Below are 15,085 nucleotides of genomic sequence, written 5' to 3'. Positions count from 1 at the left end.
CCAGAAGAGATTATGTCATGAAAAAGATATTATTTTTTATATTATTATCAGTGTCACTTACTTGTTTCGGACAAGATTCGTTAAGCATTGATTCTAGACAAACGAATGGAATTGATTCTATCCACGCTTCGCATACCACGTTTTCCAGTAATACACTGGAAGATGCAACAAAAGCTGAAGGAGATTCCGCATATATAAAAGAAGATTATGCAGCAGCTATTCAGATCTATGAAGCATTATTAAAAAATGGAGAAGCTGCTGACGTCTATTACAACCTTGGAAATAGTTATTATAAAATAGGGGAGATAGCAAAAGCTGTTTTAAATTATGAGCGTGCTCTGCTATTACAACCGGGAAATGGTGATATCCGTGCCAATCTTGAAGTGGCACGTGCAAAGACAATAGACAAGGTTGAACCTGTTCCTGAGGTATTTTTTGTTTCATGGATTAAATCCTTGACAAATAGTATGAGTGTAGATGCATGGGCCACATGGGGCATTGTTTCCTTTATTCTATTGATTATCGCTCTCTATTTCTTTATATTCTCCAAACAGATTATGTTAAAGAAAATAGGTTTCATCTCAGGAATCATTTTTCTGATTGTCACTATTTGCTCTAATCTTTTTGCCTCGCAGCAAAAAAAGCATTTGGTCAATCGAAGTGAGGCGATAGTAATGAATCCAAGTGTAACAGTACGAAGCACCCCAAGTGAAAGCGGGACTAGTTTGTTTATTCTCCATGAAGGGAGAAAGGTAAGTGTAAAAGATAACTCTATGAAAGAATGGAAAGAGATTCGACTGGAAGATGGAAAAGTCGGATGGGTACCAGCTTCTGCTATTGAGGTGATATAAGGTCATTAATAGATTTTATAAATTCAAGAAAAAAAGATAAGCAAATAATTTGTTTTATCTTTTTTTTTGCTTAAGTTTATAGCGTGATAAAAATCACATAGTATTAACCATTAAATTTATGAGACATGAGAACAATAACGTTTAATGAACTCCGTAAAATTAAAGATTCATTGCCAAGCGGTAGCATGCATAGAATAGCAGACGAACTTGGTTTGCACGTAGATACAGTGCGAAACTTCTTCGGAGGACACAATTTCAAGGAAGGAAAAAGTGTCGGAATACATCTTGAGCCTGGTCCAGATGGAGGGCTTGTTATGTTGGATGATACGACCGTTCTTGACCGGGCTTTAAAAATCCTAGATGAATTGAATATGCAAAAAGAACAGGCTACCGAATCTGTGCAAGTTTAAAATATAACAAACTGAAATCCCAATTGTTGATTCAATTGGGATTTCTTATTTGTTTTCATTCTGACATACACCAAAGCACAGATTCTTAAAATCACTTTGACTTCTTACAAAAGGAATATATTTGCTCGATTATTTAATCCAAGTATATTGCCAGGAAAATGATTTTTCATTCAGACACCATTGCTTGTTATTAAAACAGCTGATCAATCAATAAAAAAATAAGCATTCAGAATTAGTAAATAATTAATATTATGTTTAATAAGACGGAGGCATTATAATAAACTTCCTGCCTTTTTCTAATTCTAGGGACATTCTTAGCTTAAAATAAACACATAAAAGGAATAGCAAATTAAATCAAAGTGAAAGAAACGACTGAACAGCATTTGTTATGTCCTGTTTTCTTTTTTGTGTAGCAACGAGTGAACTTCTTCTCAAAATAGGTACAGTAATACTCATCGTAAGAGAAAAAACAGACAGAAATAATAAAAACAAAAAACTGCCTTCAGCCTTCAGCTTTTCTCAAAAAGCCCCTTTTCATCGAAGGTTTTGCCTGAAGGCACACCTGAATGCAAAGGTGTGTGCTTTCAGCCTCAGTTTTGATACTATTCTTATAATAAGGGATCTGTTTTACGAAACGGAGCTTGCATTTCATTCAAACGGAGCCTCTGTTTCACCCAAATAGAGCCTCAGTTTTGCCAAGATAGAACCTCTATTTTACCAAGATAAAGCCTCTATTTGTTCAGCTTACGTACTGATGTATTCCAACAATCTTAAGTCTACGTGTGGGATACTCTCAAAATAAAAAATATAAGAGGATGTGTCAAAATGCCCAAATAGAAAGATTTGAGGCTGTCTAACAGGTCTCAGTAATTAGAAATCACCCCTGCCAAACATATTCTGGCAGGGGTGAAATCGTTAAAATAGGACTTGTTAGACAGCCTCAATTTCTTCAAAGAGGGAGTTTTGACACACTCTCTTTTGGGTATTTCTAGTAAGCTGTCTTTACGTTTTTTTTGAAATAATTACTTCATTTTTCAGTAATGATTATTTCATCATCTTATCGATTTCTTCGAATTCAGGCCCCATATTCAAGTTATAGTAAACTCTGTAAAGACCTTGCAACCATAAATCTTGTTGATCAGGTTTCAAAGCTCTGGCTTTTTCATAGAACGGTTTAGCTTCTTCGTAGAACTTCTTAACCACAGCCTGTGCTTCAGCATACTTAGGATCATTGATATCTGTTGTTGCTTTATCAGCATAATCCTGCGCTTTCATCAAATATACTAAGCCTACATTTGAGTATGCTTCTGCATATTGAGGATCAGCGGCAATCGCTTTTTTGTAGTATTCGATAGCATTATCATATTCCTTCATATTATGATAAAGATATGCTTTTACATACAAATACAACTTATTATTCGAATCATTAGCCAACATTCTATCAGCAAACTCCATAGCCTTAGAAGCCTGATTAGAACTATTATAATAATCAACCAAATTAGCAAAGAAATAATCATTTCCAGGGAATTTAAGGATACCCTCTTCCAAAGATTTAATCCAAGCAGCAGTATCACCTTTAGCCTTATAAGCATCAGCCATCAACTGCATTGCAAATTTGCCGCCATCTTTATCAGATAAAGCCATAGGTGCATATTTGATAATTGCATCTTTATCCCCCACTCTATCAGCAGCTAATGTTGCATAATAAGCAATTTGTGGAATAAGAGTATCATTCTTAGCCAACTCTTTATCAGCTAACATTGGATAAGAAGCAGACTCTACATAGGTTGCAAAGAATTTCAAAGCTTCTTTATTCTTGTCCAAGTTGAAATACTGAATACCTCCATTAATCAAATTAGGACGTTCCACCAACATACTGGAAGCGTTAGCTTTCCGATATTTGTTTTTAACTTTTCCCTTTTCATTAGGTATTTCCGCTAATTCATCACATTTATTATAATATTCATACATTTTCAGAATACTATTGTATACTTTCAATGTATCATACGGCTTCTTCAAAAAAGCATTTTTCATTTGCTCCTCGTTGATACGTTTCTGAATAAGTCCAGCAACGTCCCATGTCTCAGCAAGATCCTTCGTTTCAGGATTCTTCATAGCTTCCTCAATAAGCTGTTCAGCCTGCTTAAAATTAGGTTTTACGTCATTAGCTATACTCTTTGCTTCCTTTACACTCTTCATCTGTGCAAATGAAAAGTTAACAGCCATCAATAAAACCATCGAAAATAATACTCTTTTCATGATTGTTGTTTGATTAATTATTAATATTATGTCTATTCCTCTATTTCGTTATTGCTATCGTTTTCATCAATGTCCGCTGCATCAGCAATATCAGGAGCAGCAGTATTCGGATCGCTCACGATTGTACCTTCTGCCTCTTCTGCCGGAATTTCATCTTCGAGATTTTCTGTCATAACCTTGCATACCGAACCGATCTGGTCGTTACGTTTTTCAAGATTTATCAATCGAACTCCTTGAGTAGCACGGCCCATTATACGAATATCCGCTACCTTCAAACGGATGGTGATACCGGACTTATTAATGATCATCAAGTCATTTTCATCGGTTACCGACTTGATTGTTACCAACTTACCTGTCTTTTCGGTAATATTTATGGTCTTTACTCCCTTACCTCCACGGTTCGTTTTACGATAATCCTCAATTTCAGAACGTTTGCCATATCCTTGTTCGGAAACTACCATTACAGATTCTGTTTCCAGATCTTTGATACAAATCATTCCTACCACTTCATCCTGGCCATCATTATCCAATGTAATACCACGTACACCTGTTGCTGTACGTCCCATAACGCGAACTGTTGCCTCATGGAAACGAATTGCACGTCCATTGCGGTTTGCAATGATGATTTCATTATTGCCATTCGTCATACGAACTTCAATTACGCTATCATCTTCGCGGATAGTGATAGCATTCACACCATTCTGACGGGGACGAGAATACTGTTCGAGCAATGTCTTCTTTATTACGCCTTTCTTAGTACAGAATAATACATAATGGCTATTAATGAACTCTGAATCTTCTAAACTCTTCACACGCAAGTAAGCAGTTACATTGTCGTCCGAATCAATATTTAATAAGTTCTGAATAGCACGCCCTTTAGAATTCTTGGTTCCTTCCGGTATTTCATATACTTTCAGCCAATAGCACTTTCCCTTTTGTGTAAAGAACATCATGGTATTGTGCATAGTAGCAGGATAAATGTGCTCTACAAAGTCCTCATCACGGGTTTCGGTACCTTTTGACCCTACTCCACCACGATTTTGTGTACGGAATTCAGTCAACGGTGTACGTTTAATATAGCCCATATGAGAAATGGTAATAATCATCTGATCATCTGCATAGAAATCTTCCGGATTAAATTCTTCTGAAGAATAAACAATCTCAGAACGACGTTCATCTCCGTATTTCGCTTTAACTTCCAGCAACTCCTCTTTCATTACCTGACGGCATACTTCATCATCAGCCAAAATACTTTCCAAATAAGCTATCTGCTTCATTATTTCTTCATATTCCGCGTGAAGCTGGTCCTGCATCAGGCCGGTTAACTGACGCAAGCGCATTTCCACAATTGCGCGAGACTGAATTTCTGTCAAGTTAAACCGTTCAATCAAGCCTGCTATAGCGTCATTCGGAGTTTTTGCAGCACGAATGATACGAATTACTTCATCGATATTATCCGAAGCAATAATCAAACCTTCAAGAATGTGTGCACGTTCTTTTGCCTTACGGAGATCAAACTGCGTACGACGAATAACAACTTCGTGTCTATGCTCTATGAAATATTTAATTAAATCTTTTAGATTCAACGTTTTCGGACGTCCATGAACCAATGCCACATTGTTTACTCCAAAAGAGGTCTGCAAAGCTGTCATTTTATAGAGTTTATTCAACACCACACTTGCATTTGCATCCCGTTTTACGTCAATAACAATGCGCATACCATCACGGTCAGACTCATCGTTGGCATTTGAGATACCTTCTATCTTCTTATCGTTTACAAGATCAGCAATATATTTAATCAGTTCGGCCTTATTTACATTATAAGGAATCTCTGTTATTACGATCTTATCATGCGTTTGCCCGCTTTCAATTTCAGCTTTCGCACGCATAATTACACGTCCGCGGCCTGTCAGATACGCTTCGCGTACACCACTCACACCATATATATATCCGCCAGTAGGAAAATCTGGTGCTTTGACAAATTCCATCAGTTCCTCTACCGTGATTTCCGGATTATCAATATATGCATCACATGCTTCAATCACTTCCGAAAGATTATGAGGAGGCATATTAGTAGCCATACCGACAGCAATACCTGACGCTCCGTTCACCAGAAGATTCGGGATACGCGTCGGCATCACCTTAGGTTCCACCAGCGTATTATCAAAGTTAGGCTCAAAATCAACGGTTTCCTTATACAGGTCATCCATCATTGCCTCACCCAGCTTATTAAGACGAGCCTCTGTATAACGCATAGCAGCAGGGCTATCACCATCCACAGAACCAAAGTTTCCTTGTCCATCTACCAAAGGATAGCGCATAGCCCATTCCTGCGCCATACGTACCATTGCAAAATAAACAGAAGAATCCCCATGAGGATGATACTTACCAAGTACCTCACCCACAATTCTCGCAGATTTTTTATAAGGTTTGTCTGAAGTATTGCCTAATTCCATCATTCCGTATAAAATTCTACGGTGGACAGGCTTAAATCCATCTCTAACATCCGGAAGGGCACGTGAAACAATGACCGACATGGAGTAGTCAATGTACGATGACTTCATTTCCTCCTCGATGTTAATCTTTATAATTCTGTCTTGTTCAAGCATTTAAAATGATTATTAATTATACATTCTACGGTTTGTGAAAAACCACGCTAAAGTACTACTTTTCCTCGATATACGAAAGTTTTTAGAAAGAAAGTTTTATCATGACTGGGACGATTACCCGCCAAATTTTAAAATAGGAAAATAAAAAGATAAAAACGGTAAAAATAAGATGTAAAGACAAATAATTCGGCCCCAAAAGAGCTGATTATTTGTTATACCTTAATATATATAGTGCACATATACCGTTTTTATGGCACGCCATTTGTAGATATAAGAAATAAAAGCAAATATTGCAATGCAAAGTTGATTAAATGCGTATATTTGTCAGTGAATAACCCTTAGAAAAAAGGAAAAGTATGAATAATCAATTCTCACAAAGAGTTTCCGACATTATCGTCTACAGTAAGGAAGAGGCGAATCGGTTGAGAAGTAGGTATATAGGTCCCGAACACCTGCTTTTGGGAATACTCCGTGATGGTGAAGGAAAAGCGATCGAGATATTATCTAAACTCAACACCAATCTGGCTACTATAAAACAGCAGATTGAAGCTCAGCTAAAGGCAGAAGCCGATGATATGTTATTGCCTGACGCAGAAGTGCCGTTATCTAATGATGCGGCAAAGATATTAAAAATGTGTATTTTAGAAGCTCGTGGAATGAAAAGTAACATTGCTGATACAGAACATGTATTATTGGCTATTTTAAGAGAAAAAAACAATATGGCAGCTTCCGTACTTGAAGCAAATGATATAAATTATGTGAAAGTACTGGAACAAGCCACATTGCAACCGGATGTCAACTCCGGCATGGGCTTTACGGAAGACGATGATGAGGAGGAAGAAATGTCTTCTCCTCGTTCCGGCAGAGGTGGATCGGAAGAACGCCAACAAGCACAAACCACTTCAAAGAAGCCGTCTAATGACACGCCGGTACTTGATAATTTCGGTACCGATATGACAAAAGCAGCAGAGGAAGGACGCCTAGATCCTGTCGTGGGCAGAGAAAGAGAGATCGAACGCTTAGCTCAAATATTAAGCCGACGCAAAAAGAATAACCCGATTCTGATTGGTGAACCCGGTGTAGGAAAATCAGCGATTGTTGAAGGTCTTGCATTGAGAATCATTCAGAAAAAGGTTTCGCGGATTCTGTTCGATAAACGAGTGGTAGCTCTTGACATGACTGCAGTTGTAGCAGGAACCAAATATCGCGGACAATTTGAAGAACGTATCCGCTCCATTCTCAATGAATTGCAGAAAAATCCGAATGTTATATTGTTCATTGATGAAATTCACACGATTGTAGGCGCAGGCTCTGCAGCAGGCTCTATGGATGCTGCCAATATGTTAAAACCAGCATTGGCAAGAGGAGAAATACAATGTATCGGTGCTACCACTCTTGATGAATATCGTAAGAATATTGAGAAAGATGGCGCTTTGGAACGTCGTTTCCAGAAAGTAATCGTAGAACCGACTACTGCTGTCGAAACTCTGCAGATTTTGCGTAATATCAAGGATAAGTATGAAGATCATCACAATGTGTATTATACGGATGAAGCATTGGAAGCATGTGTCAAGCTGACAGACCGCTATATCACAGATCGTAATTTCCCTGATAAAGCCATTGATGCTTTAGATGAAGCCGGCTCACGTGTACATCTTACTAATGTCAATGTACCCAAAGAGATAGAAGAACAGGAGAAGCTAATTGAAGAAGCTAAAAACAAGAAAAATGAAGCCGTAAAATCGCAGAATTTCGAACTTGCGGCCAGCTTCCGAGATAAGGAGAAAGAGCTTTCTATCCAATTGGATAAGATGAAAAAAGAATGGGAAGCCAGTCTAAAAGAAAACAGGCAAACTGTTGATGTTGAAGAAATTTCCAACGTTATCTCCATGATGTCAGGCATTCCAGTACAACGAATGGCACAGGCCGAAGGTGTCAAGCTAGCAGGTATGAAAGAAGATTTGCAAGCTAAAGTCATCGCACAAGACACAGCGATAGAGAAGTTGGTTAAAGCCATTTTGCGAAGCCGTGTAGGACTCAAAGATCCCAATAAGCCCATTGGAACGTTTATGTTCTTAGGTCCGACAGGAGTTGGTAAAACTCACTTAGCCAAAGAGTTGGCTAAGTATATGTTCGGTTCTGCCGATGCGTTGATTCGTATTGATATGAGTGAATATATGGAAAAGTTCACTGTTTCACGCTTGGTCGGAGCACCTCCGGGATACGTAGGATATGAAGAAGGTGGTCAGCTGACAGAGAAAGTGCGTCGTAAACCATACTCCATTGTGTTGCTCGATGAAATAGAAAAAGCACATCCGGATGTATTTAATATCCTGCTTCAGGTAATGGATGAGGGTCGTCTGACTGACAGTTATGGCAGAATGGTAGATTTCAAAAATACCGTTATTATCATGACTTCCAATATCGGAACCCGCCAATTGAAAGAATTTGGACGTGGTGTTGGTTTTGCGACACAAAGTCGCCTGGATGATAAAGAATTCTCGCGAAGTGTAATACAAAAATCTATAAATAAATCATTCGCACCTGAATTTATCAATCGTGTAGACGAGATTATCACGTTTGATCAACTTTCTTTGGAAGCGATCACAAAGATTATAGACATTGAGTTAAAAGGACTGTACAGTAGAATAGAATCTATTGGTTACAAGCTTGTTATTGAAGATAAGGCGAAGGAATTCATCGCTAGCAAGGGATATGACGCACAATATGGCGCCCGTCCTTTAAAGCGGGCAATTCAAACCCATTTGGAGGATGGTTTATCCGAACTTATTATTTCTTCGTCTTTAAAAGAGGGAGATACTATCCAAGTAACCTTTAATAAAGAAAAAGGCGAACTGGAGATGAAAGTTATTGCTCCGGAATAGAGCTCTTTCCTGAATGAGAAAATTGTTCAATATGTCATAATGTCAGGCCTTCGGGTCTGGCATTTTTTTTGTGTCTCTCTGAACAAACATCAATTAAAATTAATCAATAGATAAACTAAAAAAATATACGTATTATGCAAAAAGGTAATATTGGGGTTACAACAGAAAACATTTTCCCTATCATTAAAAAGTTTTTGTACAGTGACCATGAGATTTTTCTGCGCGAGTTAGTATCCAATGCGGTAGATGCCACTCAGAAACTGAATACGCTTGCTTCTATTGGCGAATTTAAAGGTGAATTGGGTGATTTAACTGTTCACGTTAAATTAGGCAAAGATACTATTACCATTTCTGACCGCGGTATTGGTTTGACTGCAGAAGAAATAGAGAAGTACATCAATCAAATAGCCTTCTCTGGAGCTAATGACTTTCTGGAAAAATACAAAAATGATGCAAATGCCATTATCGGACATTTCGGACTAGGCTTCTACTCTGCCTTTATGGTTGCAAAGAAGGTGGAAATCATCACTAAATCATACAAAGACGATGCAAAAGCCGTAAAATGGACTTGTGATGGCAGCCCTGAATTCACTATTGAAGAAATAGAAAAGACCGACCGTGGATCAGATATCATCTTATATATTGATGACGACTGCAAAGAATTCCTCGAAGAAGCACGTATCTCCGAACTTCTGAAGAAATATTGCAGCTTCCTTCCTGTATCTATTGCATTTGGAAAAAAGAAAGAATGGAAAGATGGCAAACAGGTAGAAACGGCTGAAGATAATATAATCAATGAAACCACTCCTTTATGGACACGCAAGCCTAGCGAACTTTCGGATGAAGATTACAAATCATTCTATAGCAAGCTGTATCCGATGTCTGATGAACCACTCTTTTGGATTCACCTGAATGTGGATTATCCATTCCATCTGACTGGTATCCTCTACTTCCCGAAGGTAAAGAGCAATATTGAATTAAATAAGAATAAGATTCAGTTATATTGCAATCAGGTATATGTAACAGACTCTGTTGAAGGCATTGTGCCGGATTTCCTGACTTTGTTACACGGAGTAATAGATTCTCCGGATATTCCGTTAAACGTTTCCCGTTCATACTTGCAAAGCGACTCGAACGTGAAGAAGATTTCAACTTATATCACCAAGAAAGTTTCCGACCGTCTGCAGTCTATATTCAAAAATGACCGTAAGCAGTTTGAAGAAAAGTGGAACGACTTGAAAATTTTTATCAACTATGGAATGCTCACACAAGAGGATTTCTATGATAAAGCGCAAAAATTCGCCCTTTTCACCGATACAAATGACAAACATTACACATTCGAGGAATATCAGTCCCTTATTAAAGAAAATCAGACAGACAAAGATGGAAATCTAATCTATCTGTATGCAAATAACAAGGACGAGCAATACAGTTATATTGAAGCTGCCGCCAACAAAGGCTACAATGTCTTGCTCATGGATGGTCAGTTAGATGTAGCTATGGTAAGTATGTTGGAGCAAAAGTTTGAAAAGTCCCGTTTTACCCGTGTAGACAGTGATGTTGTTGACAATCTTATTGTAAAAGAAGACAAAAAAGGTGAAACTCTGGAAGCCAACAAACAAGATGCAATCACAACAGCCTTCAAGAGTCAATTACCTAAAATGGATAAGGTTGAATTCAATGTGACAACGCAGGCGTTGGGAGAATTTTCAGCTCCGGTCATGATTACTCAAAGCGAATATATGCGTCGTATGAAAGAAATGGCTAATATTCAAGCCGGAATGAGCTTCTATGGCGAAATGCCCGACATGTTTAATCTGATCCTAAATTCAGACCATAAGTTGATAAAACAAGTATTGAATGAAGAAGAGAATACCTGTCAAGCAGAAGTAGCTCCGATACTCTCCGAAATGGATAACGTCAACAAGCAACGTAATGAGTTGAAAGACAAACAGAAAGGTAAAAAAGAGGAAGAAATTCCAACAGCTGAAAAAGATGAACTAAACGAGCTCGACCAGAAGTGGAATGAGCTGAAAAGTAAGAAAGAAGCTATCTTTATCGGCTATGCAAACAATAATAAAGTTATCCGCCAGCTTATCGATCTGGCTTTACTTCAAAACAATATGTTAAGAGGTGAAGCTTTGAATAACTTCGTAAAACGTAGCATTGAGTTGATTTAATATCGCCCCTTTAAACATAACACATACTTCAAGAAAGAGCATTCAACGTTAAATATACGTTGCAATGCTCTTTTTCAATTTAAAACGATCGGCAAAATATCGATTAATTGAAAAGTATTATATATATTTGAACACTTAATAGACAAAAAATTCAATTGTTTGATTTGGGTTATGAGAAAATTTTTTTTAGTGTTAATTACTTTATGGCTGATTATTCCGGCTATCCATGCCCAAAAAGTTGGACTTGTATTAAGCGGTGGTGGCGCTAAAGGTATGACACACATCGGCATCATCCGCGCATTGGAAGAAAATAACATCCCTATTGACTACATTGCAGGTACTTCCATGGGAGCCATTGTCGGTTCCTTGTATGCCATGGGTTATTCTCCTGATGACATGGTAGAGCTACTCAAATCAGAAGAATTTAAACGATGGTATTCCGGAGAGGTGGAAGAAAAATATGTATACCATTTCAAAAAGAATCTTCCTACTCCCGAATTTTTCAATATTCGTTTTTCATTCAAAGATTCACTGAAGAGTTTTAAACCTCAATTCCTGCCCACCAGCGTTGTCAACCCGATTCAAATGAATCTCGTGTTTGTTGACCTATATGCTCGTGCCACGGCCGCTTGTAAGGGAGATTTTGATAAACTTTTCGTTCCTTTCCGCTGCATTGCATCGGATGTGTACAATAAAAAACAGTTAGTCATGAAGGAGGGTGATTTAGGAGATGCAGTCAGAGCTTCCATGAGCTTCCCTTTCATGTTTAAACCTATTGAAATAGACAATGTATTAGCTTACGATGGAGGCATCTATAATAACTTTCCTACAGATGTAATGAGAGATGATTTCCATCCGGATGTCATCATAGGAAGCGTTGTATCAACCAATCCTACAAAACCCAAGGAAAATGACCTCATAAGTCAAATTGAGAATATGGTGATGCAGAAAACCGATTATTCCATTCCTGACTCTATGGGTATTTTAATGACGTTCAAATATGACAATGTCAACCTAATGGATTTTCAACGTATCGACGAATTACATGACATAGGATATAATCGAACCATCAGCATGATGGATTCTATCAAAAGTCGTATCCACCGACGTGTGAATTTGGACAATATACGTTTGAGAAGAATGGTATACCGTAGTAATTTCCCGGAACTACGTTTTAAAAATATCACTATTGATGGAGCTAATCCACAACAACAAGCATATATTAAAAAAGAAATTCATAAATTAGATAATAAAGAATTCACCTATGAAGATTTAAAACAAGGTTATTTTCGATTACTATCGGATAAAATGATCTCTGAAATTATACCACATGCTATTTATAACCCAGAAGATGACACTTATGACCTACATTTAAAAGTCAAATTAGAAAATAATTTTGCTGTAAGGTTGGGAGGTAATATATCTACCTCCAATTCGAATCAGATCTATCTGGGACTTAGCTATCAGGATTTAAACTATTATGCCAAAGAGTTTATTCTTGACGGACAACTTGGAAAAGTATATAACAACGTGCAATTTATGGCAAAAATAGACTTTGCCACTGCCATTCCTACTTCATACCGCCTTATAGGTTCAATCAGTACTTTCGACTATTTTAAAAAGGACAAGCTTTTTTCACGAAACAACAAACCAGCCTTTAACCAGAAAGACGAACGTTTTTTGAAATTACAGGTTGGATTACCTTTCCTTTCGAGCAAGCGAGCAGAGTTTGGGGTAGGAATTGCAAAAATAGAGGATAAATATTTTCAAAAAAGTGTCATTGACTTTGGAAATGATAAATTTGATAAAAGCCGCTATGATTTGTTCGGTGGATCAATTAGTTTTAATGGAAGTACCCTTAATTCTAAGCAATACCCTACACGTGGATACAGAGAAGCTCTTGTTGCCCAGATTTTCGTTGGGAAAGAACGATTCTATCCAGGTGAAGGAAGTACGACCAGTAACGATAAAGACCATCACTCCTGGCTACAATTATCTTATATGAAAGAGAAATATCATAATATGAGTGAACATTGGGTTTTAGGATGGTATTTGAAAGCATTGTATGCTTCCAAAAATTTCTCCGAGAACTATACGGCCACAATGATGCAAGCAGGAGAGTTTTCTCCTACAATACATAGCAAATTGACCTACAATGAAGCTTTTCGTGCCAATCAATTTGCCGGAGCCGGCATTCGGCCTATTTACCGTTTGAGCCAGATGTTCCATTTCCGGGGAGAATTTTATGGTTTTATGCCTATTTATCCAATTGAAAAAAATTCGTTGAATAAAGCGTATTACGGGAAAGCTTTCTCTAAGTTTGAATATTTAGGAGAAATTTCTGTTGTGTGTCAATTGCCTTTTGGAGATATCTCAGCATATGTAAATCATTATAGCTCACCGAAAAGGGAGTGGAATGTCGGACTAAGTATAGGTTTGCAACTATTCAATTATCGGTTCATAGAATAATTTTCTACAAAAAAGTCGTTGAAAAGCTTGTTAATTCGGGAAAAGTCCGTATCTTTGCACCCGTTAAAACAAAATAACGGTCGCGTAGCTCAACTGAATAGAGTAGCTGACTACGGATCAGCCGGTTACAGGTTTGAATCCTGTCGCGATCACTTTTTTTGATTTAACTGAATGGCCGCGTAGCTCAACTGAATAGAGTAGCTGACTACGGATCAGCCGGTTACAGGTTTGAATCCTGTCGCGGTCACTAAAATTACAAGTTATATTATTTGAGGTCGCGTAGCTCAACTGAATAGAGTAGCTGACTACGGATCAGCCGGTTACAGGTTTGAATCCTGTCGCGATCACAAAATCCTCTACATTTGATGCGGAGGATTTTTATTTTTCACTTTGTTGAAATATGTCATGTGTCAAAAAATAAATCATAGGCAGGTTTAAAATAAATATCCCAATGATTGAATTCAATCATTGGGATATTTATTTTAAACACTTAGATGTTTATTATGAGTTCTCGCTGAAGAAGTATCAGCATTTAATATTCAATTCATTCAAAACCTTACGTATTGCCTCAAATGTAGTAATGCGAGTAGGAACTAGTGGTAACCGAAGTTTATTTTCGATCATACCCATGGCATTCAACATTGATTTTACCCCTGCCGGATTTCCATCAACAAATAATAAATTGAATAATTCCGTGAATCGATGGTGAATGGTTAATGCATTGGCAAAGTCTCCTTGAAGCGCCAAGCGCGTCATACGGCTAAATTCACGAGGAAAAGCATTACCTATTACCGAAATCACACCAACGGCTCCCAACGTAATAAGAGGAAAGGTTATACCATCATCTCCGGAGATTACATTGAAATTTTCCGGCTTATTTTTAATAATATCATCCATTTGAGTAATATTGCCGGATGCTTCTTTAATAGCCACTACATTATTAAAATCACGAGCAATCCGCAAAGTAGTTTCAGCAGTCATATTTACTCCCGTACGTCCAGGAACATTATACAACACAATGGGAAGCTCCGTAGCTTCCGCAATCGCTTTATAATGCTGATAAATACCTTCTTGAGAAGGTTTGTTATAATACGGCACAACAGACAATATAGCATCAACTCCTGTAAAATCATCGTTTTTCAATGTTTCTACAATAGCGCAAGTGTTATTACCACCTACACCCAACAGAATAGGAATTCTTCCGTTAACGCGGTCAATTACCATCTTTTTTATAGTTTTCTTTTCTTCCTCGGTCAGAGTTGGTGTTTCAGCTGTAGTCCCCAGCACACACAAGAAATCCGCATTATTCTGTAACAGATAGTCTACCATACGCATTAACGCATCGTAGTCAACGCTCTCATCCTCTTTGAAAGGAGTAATCAGTGCTACCCCCATTCCTTTCAATTTAGTCTGTATCATGAG

General features: G+C 37.7%; 8 protein-coding genes and 3 tRNA genes. 8 read left to right on the top strand and 3 right to left on the bottom strand.

Annotated elements, in window-relative coordinates:
* The first annotated feature begins 17 nt into the window (after nt 1-17).
* Together AB9N12_RS17325 and AB9N12_RS17320 are read left to right on the top strand one after the other, a co-directional pair.
* Entirely contained in the window at nt 18-851 is an 834-nt protein-coding gene (locus AB9N12_RS17325) for a tetratricopeptide repeat protein (protein WP_369893374.1), read from the top strand.
* A 125-nt stretch (nt 852-976) separates the two neighbouring features.
* Entirely contained in the window at nt 977-1,261 is a 285-nt protein-coding gene (locus AB9N12_RS17320) for a DNA-binding protein (protein WP_369893373.1), read from the top strand.
* A 1,044-nt stretch (nt 1,262-2,305) separates the two neighbouring features.
* Here AB9N12_RS17320 and AB9N12_RS17315 read toward each other — a convergent pair.
* Nucleotides 2,306-3,520, bottom strand: coding sequence for a tetratricopeptide repeat protein (locus AB9N12_RS17315; RefSeq protein ID WP_369893372.1), 1,215 nt, complete (start codon nt 3,518-3,520; stop codon nt 2,306-2,308).
* 32 nt (nt 3,521-3,552) lie between these two features.
* Nucleotides 3,553-6,129 carry a DNA gyrase subunit A gene (gene gyrA, locus AB9N12_RS17310; RefSeq protein ID WP_369893371.1) on the bottom strand — a complete coding sequence of 859 codons (2,577 nt, stop codon included), beginning with the start codon at nt 6,127-6,129 and terminating at the stop codon, nt 3,553-3,555.
* 356 nt (nt 6,130-6,485) lie between these two features.
* Here gyrA and AB9N12_RS17305 point away from each other — a divergent pair, with 356 nt between their 5' ends.
* The 6 genes from AB9N12_RS17305 (at nt 6,486) to AB9N12_RS17280 (ending at nt 14,010) form a co-directional block, all read left to right on the top strand.
* Nucleotides 6,486-9,014, top strand: coding sequence for an ATP-dependent Clp protease ATP-binding subunit (locus AB9N12_RS17305; RefSeq protein WP_369893370.1), 2,529 nt, complete (start codon nt 6,486-6,488; stop codon nt 9,012-9,014).
* A gap of 134 nt (nt 9,015-9,148) precedes the next feature.
* Nucleotides 9,149-11,194: a molecular chaperone HtpG gene (gene htpG / locus AB9N12_RS17300; RefSeq protein ID WP_369893369.1), complete on the top strand. Its 2,046-nt coding sequence runs from the start codon at nt 9,149-9,151 to the stop codon at nt 11,192-11,194.
* A gap of 171 nt (nt 11,195-11,365) precedes the next feature.
* A complete protein-coding gene (locus tag AB9N12_RS17295) occupies nt 11,366-13,663 on the top strand; it encodes a patatin-like phospholipase family protein (RefSeq protein ID WP_369893368.1) in 2,298 nt (765 codons plus the stop codon).
* 78 nt (nt 13,664-13,741) lie between these two features.
* Nucleotides 13,742-13,815, top strand: a tRNA-Arg gene (locus AB9N12_RS17290).
* 21 nt (nt 13,816-13,836) lie between these two features.
* A tRNA-Arg gene (locus tag AB9N12_RS17285) sits at nt 13,837-13,910 on the top strand.
* 26 nt (nt 13,911-13,936) lie between these two features.
* A tRNA-Arg gene (locus AB9N12_RS17280) sits at nt 13,937-14,010 on the top strand.
* A 178-nt stretch (nt 14,011-14,188) separates the two neighbouring features.
* Here the strand turns inward: AB9N12_RS17280 and dapA are convergent.
* Nucleotides 14,189-15,082: a 4-hydroxy-tetrahydrodipicolinate synthase gene (gene dapA / locus AB9N12_RS17275; protein WP_369893367.1), complete on the bottom strand. Its 894-nt coding sequence runs from the start codon at nt 15,080-15,082 to the stop codon at nt 14,189-14,191.
* Nucleotides 15,083-15,085 lie beyond the last annotated feature (3 nt).

Source organism: Bacteroides sp. AN502(2024) (genome assembly GCF_041227145.1).
In the GTDB taxonomy this organism is placed as follows: Bacteria; Bacteroidota; Bacteroidia; order Bacteroidales; family Bacteroidaceae; genus Bacteroides.
This window is presented reverse-complemented; position numbering and strand designations above follow the sequence as displayed.